General features: G+C 67.1%; 20 protein-coding genes. 11 read left to right on the top strand and 9 right to left on the bottom strand.

Annotation, left to right across the window (positions count from 1 at the left end; translation table 11 throughout):
- Positions 1-148: 148 nt before the first annotated feature.
- Positions 149-2,992: an RNA polymerase-associated protein RapA gene (gene rapA / locus AB5S05_RS03305; RefSeq protein WP_369286014.1), complete on the bottom strand. Its 2,844-nt coding sequence runs from the start codon at positions 2,990-2,992 to the stop codon at positions 149-151.
- Positions 2,993-3,167: 175 nt separating this feature from the next.
- Between rapA and AB5S05_RS03300 the strand changes: the two genes are divergently transcribed.
- The 4 genes from AB5S05_RS03300 to ccoM all read left to right on the top strand — a co-directional run bounded on the left by AB5S05_RS03300 (position 3,168) and on the right by ccoM (position 4,546).
- Positions 3,168-3,464, top strand: a complete 297-nt coding sequence (locus AB5S05_RS03300; protein ID WP_369286013.1) for an aspartate-semialdehyde dehydrogenase — start codon at positions 3,168-3,170, stop codon at positions 3,462-3,464.
- A gap of 51 nt (positions 3,465-3,515) precedes the next feature.
- Positions 3,516-4,118, top strand: a complete 603-nt coding sequence (locus AB5S05_RS03295; RefSeq protein ID WP_369286012.1) for an alpha-ketoglutarate-dependent dioxygenase AlkB family protein — start codon at positions 3,516-3,518, stop codon at positions 4,116-4,118.
- Positions 4,115-4,276 carry a hypothetical protein gene (locus AB5S05_RS03290; RefSeq protein ID WP_369286011.1) on the top strand — a complete coding sequence of 54 codons (162 nt, stop codon included), beginning with the start codon at positions 4,115-4,117 and terminating at the stop codon, positions 4,274-4,276. Before AB5S05_RS03295 ends, AB5S05_RS03290 begins: the two co-directional genes overlap by 4 nt.
- A gap of 153 nt (positions 4,277-4,429) precedes the next feature.
- Positions 4,430-4,546, top strand: a complete 117-nt coding sequence (ccoM, locus tag AB5S05_RS03285) for a cytochrome c oxidase subunit CcoM (protein WP_369286010.1) — start codon at positions 4,430-4,432, stop codon at positions 4,544-4,546.
- A 99-nt stretch (positions 4,547-4,645) separates the two neighbouring features.
- Here the strand turns inward: ccoM and AB5S05_RS03280 are convergent, their stop codons facing one another.
- The 7 genes from AB5S05_RS03280 to AB5S05_RS03250 all read right to left on the bottom strand — a co-directional run bounded on the left by AB5S05_RS03280 (position 4,646) and on the right by AB5S05_RS03250 (position 10,436).
- Positions 4,646-5,770, bottom strand: a complete 1,125-nt coding sequence (locus AB5S05_RS03280) for an ABC transporter permease (protein ID WP_369286009.1) — start codon at positions 5,768-5,770, stop codon at positions 4,646-4,648.
- Entirely contained in the window at positions 5,767-6,705 is a 939-nt protein-coding gene (locus AB5S05_RS03275; RefSeq protein WP_369286008.1) for an ABC transporter ATP-binding protein, read from the bottom strand. The genes AB5S05_RS03280 and AB5S05_RS03275 overlap by 4 nt, the downstream gene beginning before the upstream one ends.
- Positions 6,692-7,657 (bottom strand): HlyD family secretion protein, encoded by a 966-nt coding sequence (locus AB5S05_RS03270; protein ID WP_369286007.1) that lies wholly within the window; start codon positions 7,655-7,657, stop codon positions 6,692-6,694. Before AB5S05_RS03270 ends, AB5S05_RS03275 begins: the two co-directional genes overlap by 14 nt.
- Position 7,658: 1 nt before the next feature.
- Positions 7,659-8,309 carry a TetR/AcrR family transcriptional regulator gene (locus AB5S05_RS03265; RefSeq protein WP_369286006.1) on the bottom strand — a complete coding sequence of 217 codons (651 nt, stop codon included), beginning with the start codon at positions 8,307-8,309 and terminating at the stop codon, positions 7,659-7,661.
- Positions 8,310-8,410: 101 nt separating this feature from the next.
- Positions 8,411-8,917, bottom strand: coding sequence for a DUF1993 domain-containing protein (locus tag AB5S05_RS03260; RefSeq protein ID WP_369286005.1), 507 nt, complete (start codon positions 8,915-8,917; stop codon positions 8,411-8,413).
- Positions 8,918-9,006: 89 nt separating this feature from the next.
- Entirely contained in the window at positions 9,007-9,477 is a 471-nt protein-coding gene (locus AB5S05_RS03255; protein ID WP_369286004.1) for a MaoC family dehydratase, read from the bottom strand.
- The gene (locus tag AB5S05_RS03250) at positions 9,474-10,436 is read right to left on the bottom strand and encodes an alpha/beta hydrolase (protein ID WP_369286003.1); all 963 of its coding nucleotides are present in this window, start codon (positions 10,434-10,436) and stop codon (positions 9,474-9,476) included. Before AB5S05_RS03250 ends, AB5S05_RS03255 begins: the two co-directional genes overlap by 4 nt.
- Before the next feature lie 227 nt (positions 10,437-10,663).
- Between AB5S05_RS03250 and fadD2 the strand changes: the two genes are divergently transcribed.
- Positions 10,664-12,352 (top strand): long-chain-fatty-acid--CoA ligase FadD2, encoded by a 1,689-nt coding sequence (fadD2, locus tag AB5S05_RS03245; protein WP_369286002.1) that lies wholly within the window; start codon positions 10,664-10,666, stop codon positions 12,350-12,352.
- Between the two features lie 343 nt (positions 12,353-12,695).
- The gene (fadD1, locus tag AB5S05_RS03240; RefSeq protein ID WP_369286001.1) at positions 12,696-14,387 is read left to right on the top strand and encodes a long-chain-fatty-acid--CoA ligase FadD1; all 1,692 of its coding nucleotides are present in this window, start codon (positions 12,696-12,698) and stop codon (positions 14,385-14,387) included.
- A gap of 48 nt (positions 14,388-14,435) precedes the next feature.
- Here the strand turns inward: fadD1 and AB5S05_RS03235 are convergent, their stop codons facing one another.
- Complete coding sequence (locus AB5S05_RS03235; protein WP_369286000.1) at positions 14,436-15,305, bottom strand: LysR substrate-binding domain-containing protein; 870 nt, start codon at positions 15,303-15,305, stop codon at positions 14,436-14,438.
- A gap of 135 nt (positions 15,306-15,440) precedes the next feature.
- On the opposite strand from AB5S05_RS03235, the gene AB5S05_RS03230 reads away from it, so the two are divergent.
- The 5 genes from AB5S05_RS03230 to hrpA all read left to right on the top strand — a co-directional run bounded on the left by AB5S05_RS03230 (position 15,441) and on the right by hrpA (position 24,347).
- On the top strand, positions 15,441-16,502 hold the full coding sequence (locus AB5S05_RS03230; RefSeq protein ID WP_369285999.1) for an agmatine deiminase family protein: 1,062 nt from the start codon (positions 15,441-15,443) through the stop codon (positions 16,500-16,502).
- Positions 16,496-17,407: an N-carbamoylputrescine amidase gene (aguB, locus tag AB5S05_RS03225; RefSeq protein ID WP_369285998.1), complete on the top strand. Its 912-nt coding sequence runs from the start codon at positions 16,496-16,498 to the stop codon at positions 17,405-17,407. Before AB5S05_RS03230 ends, aguB begins: the two co-directional genes overlap by 7 nt.
- A complete protein-coding gene (locus AB5S05_RS03220) occupies positions 17,400-18,500 on the top strand; it encodes an extracellular solute-binding protein (RefSeq protein WP_369285997.1) in 1,101 nt (366 codons plus the stop codon). The genes aguB and AB5S05_RS03220 overlap by 8 nt, the downstream gene beginning before the upstream one ends.
- A gap of 49 nt (positions 18,501-18,549) precedes the next feature.
- Entirely contained in the window at positions 18,550-20,214 is a 1,665-nt protein-coding gene (locus tag AB5S05_RS03215) for an amidohydrolase (RefSeq protein WP_369285996.1), read from the top strand.
- Positions 20,215-20,291: 77 nt separating this feature from the next.
- Entirely contained in the window at positions 20,292-24,347 is a 4,056-nt protein-coding gene (hrpA, locus tag AB5S05_RS03210; protein WP_369285995.1) for an ATP-dependent RNA helicase HrpA, read from the top strand.
- Positions 24,348-24,359: the final 12 nt, after the last annotated feature.

Here is a 24,359-nt window from a genome sequence, read left to right as displayed (position 1 = left end):
CTGGGCGGGTGGCAGAAGGGCGCGGGACCGCCGGCATGATGCCTGGGGCGAAGGTGGCCTCACGGGGTGCTGGCGGGGCGCGAGGGAGTAGCGCCGGTGCAGCGCGACCAGGCCCGCCAGCGCGGGCCTGGTCGCTGCTGGAGCGGGGTCAGCCGGCTACCAGCACGCGGATCGACTCCAGGCGCAGCGCCGCCTTGTCGAGCATGGCCAGGCCCTGCTCGCGTTGCTGGCGCAGGGCCTTGAGTTCGCTGTCGCGTACGTTCGGGTTGACCGCCTGCAGGGCGGTCAGCCGGGCCAGTTCTTCCTCGGTTTCGGCCGCCAGGCGGCGTTTCGCTTCGGCGACTCGCTCAGCGTGGCGCGGCGCGATCTTGTCCTCGCCGACGCCAATCAGCGGGCTGAGGCTGTCGCGCTGGGCCTGGACGAACTTGTTGGCACTGGCCCGCGGCACGCTTTCCAGCTGGTCGTTGAGGGTCTCGAAGGCGACCTTGCTGGCCAGGTCATTGCCATTGGCATCGAGCAGGCAGCGCAGCGCCGCCGGTGGCAGGTAGCGCCCCAGCTGCAGGTTGCGTGGGGCCACCACTTCGCTGACATACAGCAGTTCGAGCAGGACGGTGCCGGGCTTGAGCGCCTTGTTCTTGATCAGCGCCACCCCGGTATTGCCCATCGAGCCTGAGCGCACCAGGTCCATGCCGCCCTGCACCATGGGGTGTTCCCAGGTGAGGAACTGCATGTCTTCGCGGGCCAGGGCCAGGTTGCGGTCGTAGGTGATGGTCACGCCTTCGTCGTCGCCGAGGGGGAAGCTGGCGTCGAGCATCTTCTCGCTGGGGCGCAGGATCAGGGCGTTGTCGGAGTGATCCTCGCTGTCGATGCCGAAGGCATCGAACAGCTGCTCCATGTAGATCGGCAGGGCGAACTGGTCGTCCTGCTCGAGAATCGCCTCGGCCAGCGCCTCGCCTTCGCCGGCACCGCCGGAGTTGAGTTCCAGCAGGCGGTCGCGGCCACTGTGCAGCTCGCTTTCCAGGCGTTCGCGTTCGGCTTTGGCCTCGTCCACCAGGCGCTGCCATTCGCCGTCGTCGCCGCCTTCCAGCAGGGGCAGCAGGCGTGCGCCGAACTGATGCTGCAGGGCATTGCCGGTCGGGCAGGTGGCGAGGAAGGCGTTCAAGGCCTGGTGGTACCACTGGAACAGGCGCTCCTGCGGGCTGTTCTCCAGGTAAGGCACGTGCAGCTGGATGCGGTGTTTCTGGCCGATCCGGTCGAGGCGACCAATGCGTTGCTCGAGCAGGTCCGGGTGGGCCGGCAGGTCGAACAGCACCAGGTGGTGGGCGAACTGGAAGTTGCGGCCCTCGCTGCCGATCTCCGAGCAGACCAGTACCTGGGCACCGAACTCCTCGTCGGCGAAGTAGGCCGCGGCGCGGTCGCGTTCGAGGATGCTCATGCCCTCGTGGAACACCGTGGCGGGGATGCCCTTGCGCACGCGCAAGGCATCTTCCAGGTCCAGGGCGGTCTCGGCGTGGGCGCAGATCACCAGCACCTTGAACTTCTTGAGCATCTTCAGGGTGTCGATCAGCCACTCGACCCGTGGGTCGAAGCGCCACCAGCGCTGCTCATCGTCGACTTCGCTCTGGGCCTGGTAGCTGACCTCGGGGTAGAGGTCCGGGTGCTCGCCGATCGGCAGCTCCATGTACTCGTCCGGGCTCGGCAGCGGGTAGGGGTGCAGTTCGCGCTCGGGGAAGCCCTGAACGGCGGCGCGGGTGTTGCGAAACAGCAGGCGGCCGGTGCCGTGGCGATCGAGCAGCTCGCGCACCAGGCGCGCCGCGGCGTCCTGGTCGCCGTCGTTGACCGCGGCCAGCAGGCCTTCGCCCTCGAGGCCGAGGAAGTCGTGGATGGTGCGATGGGCGGTGGTCGACAGCTGGCCCTTGTCGAGCAGTTCCTGCACCGCCTCGGCAACCGGACGGTAGTGGGCGCTCTCGGCGCGGAAGGCCTCGAGGTCATGGAAGCGATTCGGGTCGAGCAGGCGCAGGCGTGCGAAGTGGCTGTCCTGGCCGAGTTGTTCAGGGGTGGCGGTGAGCAGCAGCACGCCGGGGATGATGCCGGCCAGCTGCTCGACCAGCAGGTATTCCGGGCTGGCGTGTTCCGGGTGCCAGACCAGGTGATGGGCCTCGTCAACCACCAGCAGATCCCAACCGGCGGCGAGCAGCGCATCCTGGGCGCGGTCGTCTTCGCGCAGCCACTCCAGGGCGACCAGCGCCAGCTGGGCGTCCTCGAAGGGGTTGTTGGCATCGCTCTCGATGAAGCGTTCGGCGTCGAACAGGGCGACATCGAGGTTGAAGCGCCGGCGCATTTCCACCAGCCACTGGTGCTGGAGGTTTTCCGGGACCAGGATCAGCACGCGGTTGGCGCGGCCGCAGAGCAGCTGGCGGTGGATCACCAGGCCGGCCTCGATGGTCTTGCCCAGGCCCACCTCGTCGGCCAGCAGCACCCGTGGGGCGATGCGGTCGGCCACTTCGCGGGCGATGTGCAGCTGGTGCGGAATCGGCTGGGCGCGCACACCGCCCAGGCCCCAGAGCGGCGATTGCAGCTGCTTGCTGGTGAACTCCAGGGTGCGGTAACGCAGGGCGAACCAGGGCAGCGGGTCGATCTGGCCGGCGAACAGGCGGTCGCTGGCCAGGCGGAACTGGATGAAGTTCGACAGCTGGGTTTCCGGCAGGCTGATGCTCTCGTGCGAGCCGTTGAGGCCGTGGTAGACCAGCAGGCCGTCGAGGTCCTCGACTTCCTGCACCGTCAGCTTCCAGCCATCGAAGTGGGTGATCTCGTCGCCGGGGGAAAAGCGCACCCGGGTCAGCGGGGCATTGCGCGCAGCATACTGGCGGGTTTCGCCGGTGGCCGGGAAGAGTACGGTGAGCATGCGCCCGTCCTGCACGAGGATGGTGCCCAAGCCCAGCTCCGCTTCGCTGTCACTGATCCAGCGTTGCCCCGGTTCGTATTGCGCCATGCCTGTCTCCCGCGTGAAAAAGCCGGCTATGGTAACGCAGCGCTGCGCCCAGGCCAAAGGTGCATTGGCTCTTGGCAGCGCGATAAGGGTGTAATCTGAAGGGAAAGTGTAGCGAGGCAGTGTTCAAGTAGGGGGCCGTGCAGCCGATAGGCTGACCAAAGGAGGATTGCCCATCATGCTTCCACCGATTCCTCACAGCATGGCGCCGGTAACCGCCCAGCAGGATGTGGTCAAGCCCAGGCCCGATATCCCGCCGGTGACGCCGGTTGCGGAAACGGCCAAGGAAAGTGGCGTGAGTCTGGACAAGCGCCATCCCCAGGAGGCCGAGGAACTGCTGCGCGAGGAGCAGCGCCGACGCCAGCGGCGCGGCTACTCCGCCGAGCAACTGGCGGCAGGCGTAGCGGACGAGGTCGCCGACGAGACAGGCGAAGCCTTGCCGCGCCAGGGCCTGTGGGTGGATGTGGAGGTCTAGGTCGCGCACACTGATCCTCACTGCCGCCAGCCCCGCACCGATGTGATTGCCGTGACCCTGTTTCCCGAGACCTTACTGCAGCTGCCAGGCGCCGACCTGGAGTTGCGCTCGACCTGGCTGGCCCCTGCCACCGCCGACCTGTGGTTGCACCAGTTGGTCGAGCAGACGCCCTGGCAGCAGCCGCGGGTGCGCCTTTACGGCCGCGAGCATCCGCTGCCGCGGCTGGTGGCCTGGTACGGCGATGCCGAGGCCAGCTACCGCTACTCCGGGTTGACTCATCGACCGCTGCCCTGGACGCCCCTGCTGGCGCAGATTCGTGCGCGGGTGATCGAGGCCGTCGGCCAGCCGCTCAATGGCGTGCTGCTCAACTATTACCGCGATGGCCAGGATTCGATGGGCTGGCACAGCGATGACGAGCGCGAGCTGGGGCCCGATCCATTGATCGCCTCGCTCAACCTCGGTGCAACCCGGCGCTTCGATCTGCGTCGAAAGGGACAGAACCGAATCGGCCACTCGCTGTGGCTCGAACACGGCTCGCTGCTGGTCATGCGCGGGCCGACGCAGCATTATTGGCAACATCAAGTGGCGAAGACGCGCAACCACTGCGCGCCACGCCTGAACCTGACCTTTCGTTTGATCCGGGCGCCAGCATGAGCAAAGACGACAAAGTGATCGATTTCAGCGCCGAGCGCGGCAAGCGCATTCACGACCTGCACGACAGGAAGCTCGAGGAAATGCGCCAGCAGTTCGAGCAGGTGCTACCGCTGCCCAAGGGCAAGAAGAAGACCAAGGGCAAGGCCAAGAAGCGCTGATCGAACGCTCCGGGAGGCTGATTTATTGACCTGGGTCAGCTTCCGGTCACTCCCTCCGGCAGGGCGTTCCCAGCCTTGACTTGGGTCAATTTGTGCCGCGCCGCGACTGGTACCTTGCAGCCATCCCCAACAGGGTTAGCGCTGGAGGCAACCATGTTTATCGATGTCGTAGTTCTCGCCGGTATCGGCACCGTAGGTTTGATGGTGGCCTTCTTCGCTGGCGTTGGTTATTTCATCTGGAAGGACTCGCACAAGCGCAAGGCGCGCTAGGTCTTCCAGGTTCACAGGCACGCAAGGCAACTCGGGCGACTTCGGTCGCCCTTTTTTATGGCTGCGATTTGGCCCTGGCCCAGGGGGGCGCTGCCTGACTCAATCCAGACGCTTGGTCACCCGGGTGACCGCCACGCCCAGCATCAGCGCGGTGAACACCAGCAGCGCTAGCATCTCCGGCCACAGCTCCAGCACGCCGGCGCTGCGCAGCATGATCCCGCGCGCCAGGCGCAGGAAGTGAGTCAGCGGCAGCAGTTCGGCGATCCACTGCGCCGCCTGGGGCATGCCGGCGAAGGGGAACATGAAGCCCGACAGCAGAATCTGCGGCAGGAAGGTGAAAAAGGCGATCTGCATGGCCTGGAACTGGGTCTGCGCCAGGGTCGAGATGAATACCCCGAGGGCCAGGCTGGCCACGATGAACAGCAGGGAGGCGCCGTAGAGCTCCAGCAGCGAACCGCGGATCGGCACCTCGAACAGCAGGCTGCCGGTGATCAGGATCACCGTGACCTGCAGCAGGCCGATGCCGACGAAGGGCAGCACCTTGCCCAGGGTCAGTTCCCAGGGTGACAGCGGCGTGGTGATCAGCATCTCCATATTGCCGCGCTCGCGCTCGCGGACCAGGGCGATGGCGGTGAACAGCACCATGGTCATGGTCAGGATCACCCCGATCAGCCCGGGCACGGTGTTCACCGCCGCCAGGCGCTCGGGGTTGTAGAAATTGACCAGCTCGACCCCTTGCTGGTGCGCCCAGCCGGGTAATGGATAGTTCGCCAGCTGGCGCGCTGAGGCTTGCACGCTCTGGTCCGAACCATCCACCACCAGCTGTAACGGCAGGCGATCCTGCGCCAGGCGACCCTGCGGCAGGCGGCCCTGCGACGGGCCTGCCCCCCGTTCCAGGCGCGCCTCGAAATCGCTCGGGATCACCAGGGCGGCGCCGATCTTGCCCTGGCGCAGCAGGGCGTCCATCTGCTGCGGCGTGCTCAGTCGGTAGCGCAGGTTGAGCACCTGGCTCGAGCCGATCTCCGCCACCACCTCGCGCGAGCGAGCGGTATTGGCCTGGTCCAGTACGGCGGCGTCGATGCCGCGCACGTCCATGTTGATCGCGTAGCCGAACAGCACCAGTTGCAGCAACGGGATGCCGACGATCATGGCGAAGGTCAGGCGATCGCGGCGCAGTTGGCGCAGCTCCTTGGCGACGATGGCGCTGAGGCGGCGCAGGTTCATGCCGGGGCCTGTACGGGTTGGCGGGTGACGGCAACGAAGACGTCCTCCAGGTTGGCCTCGGTGCGGCTGATGCGCGCCTCGATCTGCGCGGCGTGCAGGCGTTGCTCGATGGGCTGGCGGGCGGTCTCGTCGTTCACCATGACCCGCAACGCCGCACCGATCTGGGCCATCGCCAGCACCTGCTCGCAACCGTGCAGCGCGCGCTGGGCCTGGCGTGGCTGGGCGCACTCGATTAGCAGTGGCTGGCCGGGCAGGGCGTCGAGCAGCTCGCGCGGGCTGCCGTCGGCGACCAGGCGGCCGGCGTCGAGGATGCCCAGGCGGGTGCAGCGTTCGGCCTCATCCATATAGTGGGTGGAGACCAGCAGGGTGGTGCCGGCGTCGGCCAGCTCGAACAGCGACTCCCAGAACTCCCGGCGCGACTGTGGATCGACCGCGCTGGTGGGCTCGTCGAGCAGCAGCAGGTCGGGTTTGTGCAGCACGGCGCCGGCCAGGGCCAGACGCTGCTTCTGCCCGCCACTGAGGGTGCCGGCCATCTGCTGGCGCTGCTCGCTCAGCCAGTAGCGTTCGAGCAGCTCGGCGATACGCTGGCGCGCCGCGCCCTTGTCCAGGCCCTGCACGGTGGCGAGAAACTGCAGGTTCTCCAGCACGCTGAGGTCTTCGTAGAGCGAGAACTTCTGGGTCATGTAGCCGATACGCCGCTTGAGGGCCTCGGCGTCACGGGGGATCTGGCAGCCGAGCACCTCGATCTCGCCGGCGCTGGGCAACAGCAGGCCGCATAGCATGCGGATGGTGGTCGACTTGCCAGAACCGTTGGGGCCGAGAAAGCCGAACACCTCGGCGCGGCGCACGCGCAGGTCGAGGTCGTCGACCGCGGTGAGTTGGCCGAAGCGCTTGGTCAGGCCGCTGGCCTGAATCACCGCCTCAGTGCTGGCCATCGGCGTCACGCTCGGCGCGCAGGGGCAGGCCGGCCGGCAGCTGGCGGGCGGCATCGCCCTGCAGGCGCAGCTCGGCGCGGTACACCAGGCGGCTGGCATCGTCGCCGCTGAGGGCGAAATAGGGGGTGAAGCTGGCCTCACTGCGGATGCTGCTGAGGGAGGCGGCGAAGGGCTGTTCGATGCCCTGGACGTAGACGCGCATGGCGTCGCCCAGTCGGAAGCGGGCGCGCTGGCTGGCGGGAATGTAGAGCCGTGCGTAGGGCGCCTCGCCAACCAGCAGGCTGGCCAGCTCGGCACCGATGGGCGGCTGGTCACCGGGCTTGAAGGGCAGGGCGTCGATCCGTCCAGGGCGCGGTGCGCGCAGGTCCAGGTGCTCGCGATCGAGCTGCACGCGGGCGAGGCTGGCGCGTGCCGCCTGCAGGCGGGCGGCGGCCTGTTGCAGTTGCTCCGCTCGGGTGCCATGGGTCAGTTCGCGCAGCTGGGCGCCGGCATTGCGCGTGGCCGCCCTGGCCTGGTCGCGGCGCGCGCGGGCGCGGTCGAGTTCGGCGAGGGCCACCTGGCGATGCCGGTAGAGGGTGTCGATGCGCTGGAAGTTGCGCTCGGCTTCGGTCTGTTCGGCACGGTGGCGGGCCAGGCTGGCCTGGGCCGCCTCGATGGTTTCCAGCCGTGCGCCGTTGCTCAGTTCGCTCAGGCGGGCCTCGGCCTCGGCCACCTCGCCCTGGGCCTGGCCGATGCGCGCCTCCAGGCGGCGCGGGTCGAGCTCGAGCAGCAGCTGTCCGGCCTCGACCTGGTCACCTTCGGCCACCCGCCAGTTCAGGATGGTTTCCGAGGCTTCGGCGGGCAGGCCGATGCGGTCCCATTCCAGGGTGCCGAGCAGCGCCTCATCGTCGCTGTGGTCGCAACCGGTCAGCAGGATGAGCAGGGTCAGGCTGGGCAGCAGGCGTTTGTTCATCTCAAGGCTCCAGGCCGCGTTCGAGCAGGGCGAGGGTATGGCGGGCGAGTGCCTCGTCGTCCAGTTCGGGGGCTGTGAACAGGCCGCGCCAGATAGGGGCGGCGGCATAGGGAAACAGGGTCAGGCCGATCAGCGAGACCACCAGCAGACGCGGATCGAGGTCGGGGTTCAGGGCGCCGCGCCGCTGGGCGCTGGCAAAGCGCTCGGCCAGCATGTGCGCGACCAGTGGAGCCACCCGGCCCATCAGCAGTTCACGCAAGCCGCCGCCTTCGCACAGCACTTCGCGTACCCATAGCGGCGGCAACCAGGGGTGGCTTTGAACGGTGCGACGCATGCCCTGGATGAACCCGGTCACCAGGGCGACGGGCTCGTCGTCGACCTGGCGCAGTTCCTGGCCGAGGCCCGTCAGCAGGGGCATCAGGCGTTCCTCGACCACCGCGGCGAGCAGCTTGGGCTTGTTGCCGAAGTAGTAGTTGACCAGCGCGGGGGTGACCCCGGCCTGCTCGGCGATGCCGCGCAGGCTGGAGGCCTTGATGCCGCTATGGGCGAAGGCTTCGACGGCGCTGTCGAGCAGGCACTCGCGTTGGGCGGGCTTGTCGCCGGCCGGGCGGCCGGGAGCGCGGGACTTTGGTGGTTGGCTTGGCGTCTTCATTAATTAAATTTAAATATAAATATAATTAATCTGCAAGCCGCTAATGCGCTGACGCGGGCGAGGGCGGATGGCCGGTCACGCCGGCCGCCGCCCTGCAGGATTCAGCGTGTGCCGAGGAAGTCGCGCTTGCCGATGGCGGCGCCATTGTGGCGCAAGATGGCGTAGGCGGTGGTGTAGTGGAAATAGAAGTTGGGCATGACGTGGTCGAGGAGGAAGGCCTGGCCCAGGAAGTGGGTCTCCTTGTCGCACCGTTTGAGGATCAGGTCGCGCGCTTCGCTGCCGTCGATCTGTCCGGGGACGATGCCCTGCAGGAAGGCCAGGGTGGCGGCGATGCGTGCCTGCAGATCGGCGAAGCTGGTTTCGTCGTCGGTCTGCTGCGGCGCCTCGATGCCCGCCAGCAGGGCGATGCCGGCCTTGGCGCTGTCGCAGGCGATCTGCACCTGGCGCACCAGGGGAAACATGTCGGGCGCCAGGCGCGCATTGAGCAGCACGCTCGGGTCGATCTTCCTGGCTTCTGCGTCGGCAGCGGCAAGGCCGAGCAGGGTCGACAGGTTGTTCAGCTGGCGGGTGAACACCGGGATGGACGCTTGGTACATGGACAGGGACATGGAGTGCTCCAGTGGAGTGTGAGCGTCGCCAAGGGCGAGAGGCCGCGGCAGCGGTCTCTCGGCCAGATTGCGTCGGTCGGGGCGGCGGTTTAGCCGATGCTGATCGGCGGCAGTTCGGTCAGTTCGACGGTCTGGGCTTTGCGCGGGGCGAGGATTTCTGCCTCGCCGTCCACCACCAGTTCGTCGCGCTGGTTGAATACCCGGGTAGCGACACGCACGCGAAACTTCGGCAGCTTCTCGAGGATCTCCAGGCGCACGGTCAGGGTGTCGCCGAGTTTCACCGGCGCGGTGAAACGCATCTGCTGGCCCAGATAGATGGTGCCGGGCCCTGGCAGTTCGCAGGCCACCGCGGCACTGATCAGCGCACCGCTGAACATGCCGTGGGCGATACGCTCCTTGAACATGGTGCCGGCGGCATACTCGGCATCCAGGTGCACCGGGTTGCGGTCGCCGGACATGGCGGCGAACAATTGAATGTCACGCTCTTCGACGGTCTTGCTGTAGCTGGCGGTCTGGCCGACTTCGAGGGCTTCGTAGGGCGTGTTGCGGCTTTGGCTCATGGGTGCATCTCCTGGGACTTGGGTTGACGCTGGCGGGGCTGGCGCAGGGCCTGCTCCAGCCAGTCGATCAGGTCGGCGGTGACTTCGTCGCGATTGCTCTCGTTGAGCAGCTCGTGACGAGCGTCCGGGTAAATTTTCAGTTGCACCTGGCGCAGGCCGGCCTCGCGCAGGGCACCGGCCAGGTCGCGCAGGCGCTTGCCCTGGCTTACTGGATCGCGCTCGCCGCCGATCACCAGCAACGGCAGGCTGCTGTCGATCTGCGCCAGATTGTGCAATGGAGTGATCTGCTGCAGGCCGCCGAGCAGGTCGAGCCACAGCTGGTTGCTGCAGCGGAATCCGCACAGCGGATCATTGACGTACTTGTCCACTTCCTGCGGGTCGCGGCTGAGCCAGTCGAAGGCGGTGCGGTTGGGCTTGAACGCCTTGTTGAACGAGCCGAAGGAGAGGAAATCGAGCAGGGCGCTGCGTCCGCGCGGCCCCTGGCGCCAGTGCTCCAGGCGGGCCACGAGCTGGGCGGCCCGGTAGAGCCAGGTCGGCTGGTAATTGGAGCCGGAGAGAATGGCGCCCTGCAGGCTGCTGCTGTGCTGCATCAGATAGGCCTGGGCGATATAGCTGCCCATGCTGTGACCGAGCAGAAAGATCGGCACATGCGGGTGCTGCTGGCGAATGTAATGATTGAGGCAGGCCAGGTCGCCCACCACCCGGTTCCAGCCGCCCTGGTCGGCATAATGCCCCGGGGTGCCGCGGCTGCCGGTCTGGCCGTGGCCGCGCTGGTCGTGGGCGTAGAGCTCGTAGCCGGCGGCGACCAGCGCTTCGCCCAGGCGTGCGTAGCGGCCACTGTGTTCGGCCATGCCGTGGGCCACCATCACGACCGCCTTCGGCGGCTGCTCGGCGAACCAGCGGTTCACGTACAGGGGAGTGGCATCGCTGCTGTTCAGCCAGAACGCTTGGTGCTGCATGGCGAATCCTTAAGCCTGCAAGGGTGCGGCATTGTAGAACCAGGCGACGGCCTTGTCCCAGTCCAATGGCGTGATCGAAGATTCACGCGATCAATGACGGTCCTCCAAGTGTTTGCGCCCCGGGCCCCAGCTGCTAAGTTCGGCGCAGCCTGTATGAGATGCGGCGGCCCGATGCGCAGTTGCCGGTTCAGCAGGGCCGATACTTCCAGGGTAAGAGGATAAGAACAATGCAGCCTGATTTCTGGAGCGACAAACGCCCGGCCGGCGTACCCAACGATATCGATCTGGGTGCCTACAAGTCGGTGATCGAGGTGTTCGAGCGCTCGTGCAAGAAATTCGCCGATCGTCCGGCGTTCAGCAATCTGGGCGTGACCCTGACCTACGCCGAGCTGGATCGCCTGTCCGCCGCCTTCGCCGGCTACCTGCAGAAACACACCGACCTGCAGCCCGGCGAACGCATCGCGGTGCAGATGCCCAACGTCCTGCAGTACCCGATCGCGGTTTTTGGCGCGATGCGCGCCGGTTTGATCGTGGTCAACACCAACCCGCTGTACACCGCCCGTGAGATGCGCCACCAGTTTAAGGATGCCGGCGTACGCGCCCTGGTCTACCTGAACATGTTCGGCAAGCTGGTCGAGGACGTGCTGCCGGACACTCAGATCGACTACCTGGTCGAGGCGCGCATGGGCGACCTGTTGCCCGGCCCCAAAGGCTGGCTGGTCAACACCCTCGTCAAGCACGTGAAGAAGCTGGTGCCCGATTACCGTTTGCCGCAAGCGGTGCCGTTCAAGCAGGCGCTCACGCAGGGCCATGGCCACGAGCTCAGGCCGGTCAAGGTCGGCCATGACGACATCGCCGTGTTGCAGTACACCGGCGGCACCACCGGAGTGGCCAAGGGCGCCATGCTCACCCACGGCAACCTGGTGGCCAACATGCTGCAGGTCGATGCCTGCCTGTCGCAGCTCGGCGAGGACGGCACCCCGCTGATGAAGCCGGCCCAGGAGGTGATGATCGCACCGCTGCCGCTGTATCACATCTATGCCTTCACCGCGAACTGCATGTGCATGATGGTCAACGGCAACCACAATGTGCTGATCAGCAATCCGCGCGACATCGACGGCTTCGTCAAGGAACTGGGCAAGTGGAAGTTCTCCGCGTTGCTGGGCCTCAATACCCTGTTCGTCGCGCTGATGGACCATCCGCAGTTCAAGAACCTGGATTTCTCCAACCTCAAGGTGACCAACTCCGGCGGCACCGCCCTGGTCAAGGCCACCGCCGAGCGCTGGGAGGCCATCACCGGCTGCCCGGTGGTCGAGGGCTACGGTCTCACCGAGACCTCGCCGGTGGCCAGCACCAACCCCTACGGCAAGCAGGCGCGCCTCGGTACCGTGGGCATCCCGGTGCCGGGTACGGCGTTCAAGGTCATCGACGACGAGGGCAACGAGCAGCCGCTGGGCGAGCGCGGCGAGCTGTGCATCAAGGGGCCGCAGGTGATGAAAGGCTACTGGCAGCGTCCCGAAGCGAGCGCCGAGGTACTCGATGACGAGGGCTGGTTCAAGACCGGCGACATCGCGGTGATCGACCCGGACGGATTCGTACGCATCGTCGACCGCAAGAAGGACATGATCATCGTTTCCGGCTTCAACGTGTACCCCAACGAGATTGAGGACGTGGTCATGGCCCACCCGAAGGTCGCCAGTTGCGCGGCCATCGGTGTGCCGGACGAGAAGTCCGGTGAGGTGGTCAAGCTGTTCGTGGTGCCGCGCGCCGATGATCTGAGCGTCGAGGAGCTCAAGGCCTACTGCAAGGAGAATTTCACCGGCTACAAGGTGCCCAAGCACATCGTCTTCAAGGATGCCCTGCCGATGACCCCGGTGGGCAAGATCCTCCGTCGCGAGCTGCGCGATATCGCCTGATCCCTCCTGCTGGGCGCGGCGTCATCGGCGTCGTGCCTAGCGGCCAAGCCTGTCGCCCCGGCATTCCCTGGCCGGCCCGCGCGCCGCTGGGCCGGCCGCTTTCCCCGCTTGCGTGCGCGGTCATTGCCGGACTGTCCGACAGTCAGGCGCAATGTGACCGAAATTCGATAGATGGTTCTGTTGGTGACCGTTTGGCCTGTGTTTGGTGCTAGGCGGCCCCTGGCAAAGCTGCTACTCTCGGGCCGCTTTTCGCCGTCCCGGACGGCCAGATAACGGGCATACACACAACAAACAACCGCCGCCGCGCGGTGAAGATCAAGCTGTTGCTTAGGAGTGGGCTTCCATGAACGAAAACTTTTGGAAGGACAAGTATCCCGTTGGGATTGCTGCCGAAATCGATCCTGACCAGTACCCGAATATCCAGGCGGTGCTGAAACAGTCCTGCCAACGCTTCGCCGACAAGCCTGCCTTCAGCAACCTCGGTAAGACCCTGACCTACGGCGAGCTGTATGAGCTGTCGGGCGCCTTTGCCGCCTACCTGCAGCAGCACACCGACCTGCAGCCCGGCGACCGTATCGCCGTGCAGCTGCCCAACGTCCTGCAGTACCCGGTGGTGGTGTTCGGCGCCATGCGCGCCGGCCTGGTGGTGGTCAACACCAACCCGCTGTATACCGCGCGGGAGATGGAGCACCAGTTCAACGACTCCGGGGCCAAGGCCCTGGTGTGCCTGGCCAACATGGCCCACCTGGCCGAGCAGGTGGTACCCAAGACCGGCGTCAAGAGCGTGATCGTCACCGAGGTCGGCGACATGCTGGCGCCGCTCAAGCGCCTGCTGATCAACAGCGTGGTCAAGTACGTAAAGAAGATGGTGCCGGCCTACAACCTGCCGCGCGCCGTCAAGCTCACCCAGGCCCTGGCCAAGGGCCGTGGCCAGCCGGTCAGGGAAGCCAACCCGGGCAGCGGCGAAATCGCCGTGCTGCAGTACACCGGCGGTACCACCGGGGTGGCCAAGGGTGCGATGCTGACCCACCGCAACCTGGTCGCCAACATGCTGCAGGCCCGCGCCATGATGGCCTCCAACATGGACGAGGGGCGCGAGGTAATCATCGCGCCGCTGCCGCTGTACCATATCTACGCCTTCACCTTTCATTGCATGGCCATGATGCTGATCGGCAACCACAACGTGCTGATCACCAACCCGCGCGACCTGCCAGGGATGGTCAAGGACCTGGCCAAGTACAGGTTCAGCGGCTTCGTCGGCCTCAACACCCTGTTCGTCGCCCTGTGCAACAACGAGGACTTCCAGAAGCTCGACTTCTCCTCGCTGAAGGTCACCCTGTCCGGCGGCATGGCCCTGCAGCTGGCCACCGCCGAGCGCTGGCAGCAGGTCACCGGCAGTCCGATCTGCGAAGGCTTCGGCATGACCGAAACCAGCCCGGTGGCGTCGGTCAATCCGATCAGCAATATCCAGCTCGGCACCATCGGCATCCCGGTGCCCTCGACCCAGTGCAAGGTCATCGACGACGAGGGCAACGAGTTGCCGCTCGGCGCGGTGGGCGAGTTGTGCGTCAAGGGTCCGCAGGTGATGAAGGGCTACTGGCAGCGCCAGGAGGCCACCGACGAGATCATCGACGCCGACGGCTGGTTGAAGACCGGCGACATCGCGGTGATCCAGGACGACGGCTACATGCGCATCGTCGACCGCAAGAAGGACATGATTCTGGTGTCCGGCTTCAACGTCTACCCGAACGAGCTGGAAGACGTGCTGGCAACCTTGCCGGGTGTGCTGCAGTGCGCGGCCATCGGTATTCCGGACGAGAAGTCCGGCGAGGCGATCAAGCTGTTCGTGGTCGCCAAGCCCGGCGTGACCCTGACCAAGGAGCAGGTCATGGAGCACATGCGCGCCAACGTCACCGGCTACAAGGTGCCGCGCGCGGTGGAGTTCCGCGACGCGCTGCCGACCACCAACGTCGGCAAGATCCTGCGCCGCGAACTGCGCGACCAGGAGCTCAAGAGCCTGGCCAAGGCTAGCTGAGCCGGCTCGCGCAAGCAGCCAGAACGCCACCCTCGGGTGGCGTTTTTTTTATCCCTCGGCGCTCGGTGCCAGAGCCTCGCCCAGCCACTCGCAGAAATGCCGGGTCAGCGGGCTCTGCTCGCTGTCGCGATGAATCAGCCAGGCCCAGTTCGGCCCGCGTACGCTGCGTTCGGCCAGTGGCCGCAGCAGGCCGTCGCGGCACGCCTGTTGCGCCAGTAGCTGGCTGACCAGGGCGATGCCCAGGCCCTGGCAGGCGGCGTCCAGCAGCAGGCCGGGATCGGAGAAGTTGAGGCCGTTGCCCTGCTGGCCGACGTCGACCCCGGCCTCAACCTCCCAGTGGTTCCAGTCCATTTCCCGCTCGCCGTGCAGGGTGCCGCGCTCGGCGGCTGGCATCGCCAGCAGGTCGGGGTGGCAGGCCGGGTAGAGGCGGTCCTGCAACAGCACCCGGAAGCTGCATTCGGCCTGGGCGGCGATGTCGTCGCGCACCGCGATGTCGACGGTCTGGCTGGCCATGTCCGGGGCCTCGTCGGTGGTGAACAGCCACAGATCGACCTCGGGATGGCGCCGATGAAACTCACCCAGGCGCGGCAGCAGCCAGTGGCGAGCGAAGGCCGGGGTGGTGTTGAGCACCAGCTGGTTGGGCTTGCTGTATTGCTCCAGGCGGCGAATGCCCACGGCCAGTTGCTGCAGCAGCGACTGGGTGGTGCTGAGCAGGTCGTGGCCGGCGTCGGTCAGGCTGACGCGGCGGCCGCTGCGGTAGAACAGCGGCTGTTCCAGGTAGCTCTCCAGGCTGCGGATCTGCTGGCTGATCGCCGACTGGGTGAGGTGCAGTTCCTCGGCGGCCTGGTGGAAGCTGCCCAGGCGGGCGGCGGCTTCGAAGCCGCGCAGGGCATTCAGGGGTGGCCAGTGCTTGAGCATAATCGATAAGCCTTGCTAATCAGGTTTGGGCAAAATCCATCGTTTGTTGTGCCTGATTTACAGGCCTAGCATGCAATGCAACGCCGCTGCTGCGGTTTTCAGTGATAACAACTACTTAACTGAAAGGCAATTGTCATGCAACACAACGAGATGCAAGGAGACGGCTGGTGGATGCCCGCCGAATGGGCGCCGCATGCCGCCACCTGGATGGTCTGGCCGCACAACCGCGGGCTGTGGGAGACCACCTGGGGCGCGACCCTGGCCCAGGTGCAGGAGGATTTCGCCGGGGTGGCCAACGCCATCGCCCGTTTCGAGCCGGTCAGGCTGGTGGTCGATCCGTCTGCAGTCGAGCGCGCCCGGGCGCTGTGCGAGCCGGGCGTCGAACTGGTCGAACTGGCGGTCAATGACAGCTGGTGCCGCGACAGCGGGCCGAGCTTCATCTGCCATCCGCAGCTGGGCCTGGCCGGGGTCAGCTGGCGCTTCAATGCCTGGGGCGGCAAGTCGGCCCATGACCTGGACGAGAGCCTGGCCCGGCGCATCCTCAATGGCCTGGGCCTGGATTGCTTCGGCACGCCTCTGGCCAACGAGGGCGGCGCCATCCATGTGGACGGCGACGGCACCCTGATCACCACCGAGTCGGTGCTGCTCAACCCCAACCGCAACCCGGGCCTGAGCAAGGCCGAGATGGAAGCCATCTTCGCCCGCCTGCTCGGGGTGAAGAAGACCATCTGGCTGCCGGGCGATCCGGATCATGTCACCGGCGACATGACCGACGGCCACGTCGACGGCGTCTGCGCCTTCGCCCGGCCCGGCGCGCTGCTGGTGGACGCCACCCATGACCAGGGTTCCGTATATGCCGAGGTGGTGCGCGAGAACCGCCGCGCCCTGGAACTGGCCACCGATGCCCGCGGCCGCCGGTTCGAGCTGCTCGAGCTGTTTGATGCCAGCGAGGCTGTGGATACGCAGGCCGAGGTGTTCTGCGCCTCCTACACCAACTTCTATATCGCCAACGGCGCGGTGATCATGCCGGCCTACGGCATTGCCGCCGACCGGGTCGCCGCCGGGACCCTGGCCATGGCCTTCCCCGGGCGCGAGGTGGTGCCGGTGCGGATCGACCACCTGGCCCACGGCGGCGGCGGGGTGCACTGCATCACCCAGCAACAACCGGCCTGGCCGCTGGGAGGGTCGTCATGCTGACCGTCGCCACCACCCAGTTCGCCTGCAGCTGGGACCTCGCCCGCAACCTCGACCAGGCCGAGCAGCTGGTGCGCCAGGCGGCTGGCCAGGGCGCCGAGGTGATCCTGCTGCAGGAGCTGTTCGCTACCCCGTATTTTTGCATCGAGCAGGACCACAGGCACCTGGCCCTGGCCGAGGAATATCGCAACAGCCGGGTGCTCAAGCGCTTCGCCGCCCTGGCCAAAGAATTGGGCGTGGTGTTGCCGCTGTCCTGGTTCGAGAAGGCCGGCAATGCCTGCTTCAATTCGCTGGCCGTGGCCGACGCCGACGGCCGCCTGCTCGGCGTCTACCGCAAGACCCATATCCCCAACGCCATCGGCTACCAGGAGAAGGAGTACTTCAGCCCCGGCGACACCGGCTTCCGCGTCTGGGACACCGCCTATGGCCGCCTCGGCCTGGGTATCTGCTGGGACCAGTGGTTCCCCGAGACCGCCCGCTGCCTGGCCCTGATGGGTGCCGAGCTGTTGCTGTTCCCCACCGCCATCGGCTCCGAGCCGGGGGCTGTGACGCTGGATTCGCGCGACCACTGGCAGCTGTGCATGCGTGGCCATGCCGCCGCCAACATCCTGCCGGTGGTCGCCGCTAACCGCGTCGGCCGCGAGCAGGCCAGCACCGACCCCGAGTTGGCGATGAGCTTCTACGGCTCCTCGTTCATCACCGACCACAAGGGCAAGAAGCTGGTCGAGGCCGACCGCGATTCGACCGGCGTTCTGGTGCAGGCCCTGGACCTCGATGCCATGCGCGAAGAGCGCCTGACCTGGGGCATCTACCGTGACCGCCGCCCGGAAATGTACGGCCCCCTGCTGGGCCTGGACGGTCGTCAAACCCATGTGCGCTGGACGGCGCGAGGAGTTCACGATGAATAAGCACAGCAAACCACTGGCCCTGCTGGCCCTGACCCTGGGGCTGTCGTCCCAGCCGCTGCTGGCCGAGGAGAAGGTGCTGCACCTGTACAACTGGGCGGACTACTTCGCCGAGGACACCCTCGCCAAGTTCACCGCCGAGAGCGGAATCCGCGTGGTCTACGACGTGATGGACAGCAGCGAGACGCTGGAGGCCAAGATGATGTCCGGCGGCAGCGGCTACGACCTGATCTTCCCCGGCGACACCGTGGCCGAGCGGCTGATGCGTGCCGGCGCCCTGCAGCCGCTGGACAAGGCCAAGCTGACCGAGCTGGACGACATCGAGCCGGGCCTGCAGGCGCTGCACGCGCAGTACCCCAAGTCCCGCGAGGCCACGGTGCCTTATACCTGGGGCACCATCGGCCTGACCTACAACGCCGAGATGATCAAACGGCGCGCGCCCGATGCACCGCTGAACAGCCTGGACATGCTGTTCAAGCCGGAGCTGGCGGCCAGGTTCGCCGACTGCGGCATCTCCCTGATCGACTCGCCCGACGAAGTGCTGGCGGTGGCGCTGCACTACCTCGGTCGCGATCCGCGTAGCGGCAAGGCGCAGGACCTGGAGGCTGCCCAAGCCCTGCTGCAGCAGATCCGTCCGTACGTGACCAAGCTGCAGTCGCAACCGGTCACCGGTCTGGTCAATGGCAACCTGTGCCTGTCGCTCGGCTACAGCGGCGACATGACCCAGGCCCAGCGTGCGGCAGACGCCGCCGGCAAGCAGATGGACTTCCAGTACCGCATCCCCCGCGAGGGCTCCACGGTGTGGATGGACACCATGGCGATCCCGGTCGATGCCAGGCATCCGGAGTACGCCTACGCCTTCATCAACTTCGTCATGCGCCCGGAGAACATGGCAGCCATCTCCAACTTCACCGGTTATCCGACCGCCAACGCCAAGGCGCGGCCGGCTGTCGACCCGCAGATGCGCGACAACCCGGATATCTACCCGGATGCCGCGACCTACGCACGGCTGATTCCCGGCAAGGACATCCCGCAGCGCGACATGCGTGCGCGCATGCGCACCTGGACCGCGTTCAAGACGGCCACGGCGCAGTAGCCAGTCGGCGGCCGGATGCGCCGCCGCCATTCAGCGATGAGGTTTTTTCATGCGTTTTTCCCTGACCCTGGCCGGACTGTTGATGTTTGCCGGCTCCACCCTAGAGGCCGCCGAGCCTGCGGCCAGGCTGCTGGAAAACGGCCGGATCTACACGGTCAATCCGCAGCAACCCTGGGCCAGCGCCCTGGCCATCGGCGCCGACGGGCGCATTCTCGCCGTGGGCGACAGCCAGGCGCTGCAGGCCCATGTCGACGAGCAGACCGAGCGGGTCGACCTGGGCGGGCGGCTGGTATTGCCCGGTTTCCAGGACACCCATGCCCATGTGCTGGATGCCTCTTCCGAGGCCCAGGGCGATTGCACCCTCAGTCCCGAGGATGAGGTGCCGCAGTGGCTGGCCGAGCTGAGTGCCTGCAATGCCGAGGATGAGGGCGACTGGCTGGTGGGCTGGGGCTTCGCTCTGCATCGCCTATTGGCAGAAGAGCAGTCGCCGCGCGACCTGCTCGACGCCGTGGTGGCAGACCGTCCGGTGAGCCTGATGGAGGAGACTTCGCACGCCTACTGGCTCAACTCCAAGGGCCTGGAACTGGCCGGCATCGACGCAGACACTCCCGACCCGGTCGGCGGCGTGATCCTGCGTGACGAGGACGGCCGAGCCACCGGCCTGGTGCTGGACAATGCCGGCGACCTTGCCCTGGACCAGGCATTGTCGCCGTCCAGAGCGCTCGAAGAGGTCTACTACCAGGCCGTACTGGCCGGTCAGGATGAGCTGGCCAAGAACGGCATCACCTCGGTGGCCGACGCCCGTGTGTTCTGGCGTCGTGGTCACCTGGAGGCCTGGCAGAAGGCCGCCCGACGCGACCAACTGAAGGCGCGCACTTCGCTGGGCCTGTGGGCCTACCCTTCGCTGGACGACGAAGAGCAACTGTCCGCGCTCAAGGCCCTGTATCGACCGGGCGATGAGCACAGCCTGCTGCGGGTCAATCAGATCAAGTTCTATGTCGACGGCATCATCCACAACACCACCGCGCGGCTGCGGCATCCCTATGCCGAGAGTCTGCCTGGGGTCGAGCGCAACGGCCTGTACTATTTCGGCCCCAAGCGCCTGCAACGCTATGTCGCCGAGCTGTCGGCAGTGGGCTACGACATGCATATCCATACCATCGGCGATCAGGCGGTGCGCGATGCCCTGGATGCCATCGAGGCCGGCGGCGGCCAGGGGCGTCACCGCCTGACCCACCTCGAACTGGTGGGCAAGGCCGACAGGCCGCGCTTCAAGCAATTGAACGTCACCGCCGACTTCCAGCCGAGCCGCTACTTCGCACCCCCTTTTCTCAAGGACAACGAGCCCTTGATCGGTCAGCGTGCCTATCAGCTGCTGCCGCTGCGGCAGCTGCATGACGCCGGTGCGCGGGTCACCCTCAGCTCCGATTGGGACGTCAACCCGCTGTCGCCGCTGGGCATCATGCACAACGCCCTGAGCCTGGGCGAGCGCAGCCTGCCCGGTCTGGAGGCGGCGGTACGCGCCTATACCCTGGACGCCGCCTATGTCCTGCGTCAGGAGCGTGATACCGGCTCGCTGGAGATCGGCAAGCAGGCCGACCTGGTAGTGCTGGACCGCGACGTCTTCCAGCTGCCGCTCGCGCAACTCGGCAAGACCAAGGTGCTCTGGACCCTGCTGGGCGGCGAAGAGGTGTATCGCGACGCGGCCTTCTGATTCGGCGATGGCGCCTTCGGCCTCAGGCGCAAATCTGCGACAATCGCGGCCCTCATGAAAATGTCCACGGCTGCCCGATGACCGATGCCACCCCCGCCCTCGACCAACTGCTGAAAAACCTCGATCAGGCGCTGATCGCCGACCGTCATCGCCTGCGCCGCCAGCTGCACGAGCTGCGCAAGCAACAGGCGCTGGACGAGACCAGGCTGGCGCAGTGGCTGGAGCGCTTCCAGGCCTCCGCGGCCAAGGTCGAGGCGCGCCGCCTCAGCGTGCCGGTGATGCGCTACGACGAGGCGCTGCCGATCGCCGCCAAGCGCGACGAGATCAAGGCGGCCATCGCCGGCCATCAGGTGGTGGTGATCGCCGGCGAGACCGGCTCGGGCAAGACCACCCAGCTGCCGAAGATCTGCCTGGAGCTGGGCCGCGGCATCCACGGCCTGATCGGCCACACCCAGCCGCGGCGCCTGGCGGCGCGCAGCGTGGCCACGCGGGTGGCGGAGGAGATCGGCACGCCGCTGGGTGAGCTGGTCGGCTACCAGGTGCGCTTCGAGGACCAGAGCAACGAGCGCAGCCTGATCAAGCTGATGACCGACGGCATCCTGCTGGCCGAGACCCAGCACGATCGCTTCCTCGACAAGTACGACACCTTGATCGTCGACGAGGCTCACGAACGCAGCCTCAACATCGACTTCCTGCTCGGTTATCTCAAGACCCTGTTGGCCCGGCGGCCGGACCTGAAGCTGATCATCACCTCGGCGACCATCGACCTGGAGCGCTTCTCCAAGCACTTCGACGACGCGCCGGTGGTCGAGGTGTCCGGGCGTACCTACCCGGTGGAGACCTGGTACCGGCCGCTGGCCGCCGAGGTGGACGAGGAGGGCGAGCGCCTGCTCGACGACCTCTCGGTCGACCAGGGCATCCTCGCCGCGCTGGACGAGATCGCCGCCCATGAGAAGGCCGAGGGCAAGCGCCCCGGCGACGTGCTGGTGTTCCTTCCCGGCGAGCGCGAGATCCGCAGCTGCGCGGAGGTGCTGCGCAAGGCCAACCTGCGTTTCACCGAGGTGCTGCCGCTGTATGCGCGGCTGACCCCGGCCGAGCAGCAGAAGATCTTCCAACCCCTGCCGGGGCGCAAGATCGTCCTGGCCACCAACGTCGCCGAGACCTCGCTGACGGTGCCGGGCATCCGCTATGTAATCGACTCGGGCACCGCGCGGATCAGCCGCTACAGCTACCGCGCCAAGGTCCAGCGCCTGCCCATCGAGGCCGTGTCCCAGGCCAGCGCCAACCAGCGCAAGGGCCGCTGCGGGCGGGTCGAGCCGGGCATCTGCGTGCGCCTGTACAGCGAGGAGGATTTCCTCGCCCGCCCCGAATTCACCGATCCGGAGATCCTGCGCACCAACCTGGCGGCGGTGATCCTGCAGATGTTGCACCTGCGCCTGGGCGAGATCGAGGCCTTCCCCTTCATCGAGCCGCCGGACGGCAAGGCCATCAGCGACGGCTTCAACCTGCTGCAGGAACTCTCGGCGGTCAGCCGCGAGGGCCAGCTGACCCCGTTGGGCCGCCAGCTGGCGCGCCTGCCGGTGGACCCGCGGCTGGGCCGCATGGTGCTCGAGGGCGCCCGGCAGGGCAGCCTCGACGAGGTGTTGATCATCGCCAGCGCCCTGTCGGTGCAGGATGTGCGCGAGCGCCCGTCCGACCGCCAGCAGGCCGCCGACCAGGCCCACGCGCAGTGGAAGGACGTCGACTCGGACTTCGCCGCGCTGATCAACCTCTGGCGCGGCTTCGAGGAGCAGCGCCAGGCGCTGGGCTCCGGCGCCCTGCGCAGCTGGTGCCGGAAGAACTTCCTCAACTACATGCGCCTGCGCGAATGGCGCGACGCCCATCGCCAGTTGGTGCTGATCGCCCGCGAGCTGAGGCTGAGCGAGGGTTCCAGGCGGGGCCGGAATGGCCGCCCCGATGCTGTCGGCTCGGCGGCCGTCGGCGCCGCAGCGGCCGAGGCGGCGTCCGGCCGCTCGCAGCAGGAGCGCAATGCCGCGAACAAGGCCGCGGACAAGGACGAGGCGGCCCAGCGCGCCCGCGACTACGCCAGCGTGCACAAGGCGATCCTCTCCGGCCTGCTCAGCCAGATCGGCCAGAAGACCGAGGACGGCGACTACCTCGGCGCCCGCCAGCGGCGCTTCTGGGTGCACCCCTCCAGCGTGATCGGACGCAAGAAACCCAACTGGATCATGACCGCCGAGCTGGTGGAAACCACCAAGCTGTTCGCCCGCATGGTGGCCAGGATCGAGCCGGACTGGATCGAGCCGCTGGCGCCGCACCTGGTCAAGAAGAACCACCTGGAGCCGCACTGGGAGAAGAAGCGCGGCCAGGTGGTGGCCTACGAGCAGATCAGCCTCTACGGCCTGATCGTGGTCGGCCGCCGGCCGGTGCACTACGGCCCCATCGATCCGGTGGTGTCGCGCGAGCTGTTTATCCGCGAGGGCCTGGTCGGTGGCGAGATCCACAGCCGGGCCAAGTGCCTGGCCGCCAACCGCCAGCTGCTCGAGCAGCTCGACGAGCTGGAGGCCAAGGCGCGCCGCCGCGACATCCTCGCCGACGAGGAAACCCTGTTCGCCTACTACGAGGCGCGCCTGCCGGCGGACATCTACCAGACCGCGAGCTTCGACAGCTGGTACAAGCGCGAGAGTGAAAAGAATCCGCAGCTGCTGATCATGCGCGAGGAGGACGTGCTCGCCCGCGACGCCAAGGAGGTCACCGCCGCGCTCTATCCGGACAGGCTGCAACTGGGCGAGCTGAGCCTGCCGCTGTCCTACCATTTCGAGCCCAACCACCCGCGTGACGGCGTCACCCTGCGCGTGCCGGCGCCGCTGCTGCCGCAACTGCCGGGCGAGCGCCTGCAGTGGCTGGTGCCCGGCCTGCTGGAGGCCAAGTGCGTGGCCCTGGTGCGCAACCTGCCCAAGGCGCTGCGCAAGAACTTCGTACCGGTGCCGGATTTCGTCGGCGCGGCGCTGAGCAAGATCGCCTTCGCCCAGGGTTCGCTGCCCGAGGCGCTGGGCCGCGAGCTGCTGCGCATGACCGGGGCGCGGGTCAGCGAGGAGGCCTGGGCCGAGGCCGAGGCGCAACTCGACGGCCACCTGAAGATGAACCTGGAAGTGGTGGACGCGCGCGGCAAGTTCCTCGGCGAGGGCCGCAACCTGGCCGAACTGTGCGCGCGCTTCAGCGAGGCCAGCCAGGCCGCGCTGGCCATTCCCCAGGCCGACAAGGCGCCGAAGACGGTGGAGGCCAAGGCCTTCGCCGAGGTCGCCGAGAAGACCCAGCAGAAGATCGCCGGCCTGTCGATGACCGTTTTCCCGGCGCTGGTCGAGGAGTCCGGGGTGGTCAAGGAAGAGCGCTTCGCGACCCAGGCCGAGGCCGAGTTCCAGCACCGCCGCGCCCTGCAGCGCCTGCTCCTGCAACAACTGGCCGAGCAGGCGAAGTTCCTGCGCGGCAAGCTGCCGGGGCTGACCGAGCTGGGCCTGCTGCACCGCGAACTCGGCCGCGTCGAGGCGCTGGTCGAGGACATCCTGCTGGCCAGCCTGGACAGCTGCATCCTCGAAGGCGAGGCGGCGCTGCCGCGCGACGGCGCCGCCCTGGCGGCCCTGGCCGAGCGTAAGCGCGGCGCCTGGGCGGAACACGCCGAGCGCCTGGCCAAGTTGACCCTGGAGATTCTCAAGCTCTGGCACGGCCTGCAGAAGCGCTTCAAGGGCAAGATCGACCTGGCCCAGGCCATCGCCCTCAACGACATCAAGCAGCAGTTGGGCAACCTGGTCTATCCGGGCTTCGTCCGCGAGACCCCAGGCGAATGGCTCAAGGAGCTGCCCAGGTACCTCAAGGCCATCGAGCAGCGCCTGGACAAGATCGGCGCCCAGCTGCAGCGCGACCGGGTCTGGAGCGGCGAGCTGGCCGGCTACTGGGAGCAGTACCAGGCGCGCCTGGCCAAGCACCGTCAGGAAGGCAAGCGCGACCCGCAGCTGATCCTGTACCGCTGGATGCTCGAGGAATACCGGGTGTCGCTGTTCGCCCAGCAGCTGGGCACCAAGATGGCGGTGTCGGACAAGCGCCTGAGCAAGCAGTGGAGCGCGGTCGAAGCCTGACCGCGCCAGGAG

Source organism: Pseudomonas zhanjiangensis (assembly GCF_041027545.1).
GTDB lineage: Bacteria > Pseudomonadota > Gammaproteobacteria > Pseudomonadales > Pseudomonadaceae > Aquipseudomonas > Aquipseudomonas zhanjiangensis.
Note: the sequence above shows the minus strand (reverse complement) of the source record. Positions and strands in the feature narration are given on the sequence as shown.

Bases quoted from the DNA above. Each gene is read 5' to 3' on its own strand.
- rapA (WP_369286014.1), bottom strand. From the start codon at position 2,992: ATGGCGCAATACGAACCGGGGCAACGCTGGATCAGTGACAGCGAAGCG.
- AB5S05_RS03300 (WP_369286013.1), top strand. From the start codon at position 3,168: ATGCTTCCACCGATTCCTCACAGCATGGCGCCGGTAACCGCCCAGCAG.
- AB5S05_RS03290 (WP_369286011.1), top strand. From the start codon at position 4,115: ATGAGCAAAGACGACAAAGTGATCGATTTCAGCGCCGAGCGCGGCAAG.
- ccoM (WP_369286010.1), top strand. From the start codon at position 4,430: ATGTTTATCGATGTCGTAGTTCTCGCCGGTATCGGCACCGTAGGTTTG.
- AB5S05_RS03280 (WP_369286009.1), bottom strand. From the start codon at position 5,770: ATGAACCTGCGCCGCCTCAGCGCCATCGTCGCCAAGGAGCTGCGCCAA.
- AB5S05_RS03275 (WP_369286008.1), bottom strand. From the start codon at position 6,705: ATGGCCAGCACTGAGGCGGTGATTCAGGCCAGCGGCCTGACCAAGCGC.
- AB5S05_RS03270 (WP_369286007.1), bottom strand. From the start codon at position 7,657: ATGAACAAACGCCTGCTGCCCAGCCTGACCCTGCTCATCCTGCTGACC.
- AB5S05_RS03265 (WP_369286006.1), bottom strand. From the start codon at position 8,309: ATGAAGACGCCAAGCCAACCACCAAAGTCCCGCGCTCCCGGCCGCCCG.
- AB5S05_RS03260 (WP_369286005.1), bottom strand. From the start codon at position 8,917: ATGTCCCTGTCCATGTACCAAGCGTCCATCCCGGTGTTCACCCGCCAG.
- AB5S05_RS03255 (WP_369286004.1), bottom strand. From the start codon at position 9,477: ATGAGCCAAAGCCGCAACACGCCCTACGAAGCCCTCGAAGTCGGCCAG.
- AB5S05_RS03250 (WP_369286003.1), bottom strand. From the start codon at position 10,436: ATGCAGCACCAAGCGTTCTGGCTGAACAGCAGCGATGCCACTCCCCTG.
- fadD2 (WP_369286002.1), top strand. From the start codon at position 10,664: ATGCAGCCTGATTTCTGGAGCGACAAACGCCCGGCCGGCGTACCCAAC.
- fadD1 (WP_369286001.1), top strand. From the start codon at position 12,696: ATGAACGAAAACTTTTGGAAGGACAAGTATCCCGTTGGGATTGCTGCC.
- AB5S05_RS03235 (WP_369286000.1), bottom strand. From the start codon at position 15,305: ATGCTCAAGCACTGGCCACCCCTGAATGCCCTGCGCGGCTTCGAAGCC.
- AB5S05_RS03230 (WP_369285999.1), top strand. From the start codon at position 15,441: ATGCAACACAACGAGATGCAAGGAGACGGCTGGTGGATGCCCGCCGAA.
- aguB (WP_369285998.1), top strand. From the start codon at position 16,496: ATGCTGACCGTCGCCACCACCCAGTTCGCCTGCAGCTGGGACCTCGCC.
- AB5S05_RS03220 (WP_369285997.1), top strand. From the start codon at position 17,400: ATGAATAAGCACAGCAAACCACTGGCCCTGCTGGCCCTGACCCTGGGG.
- AB5S05_RS03215 (WP_369285996.1), top strand. From the start codon at position 18,550: ATGCGTTTTTCCCTGACCCTGGCCGGACTGTTGATGTTTGCCGGCTCC.
- hrpA (WP_369285995.1), top strand. From the start codon at position 20,292: ATGACCGATGCCACCCCCGCCCTCGACCAACTGCTGAAAAACCTCGAT.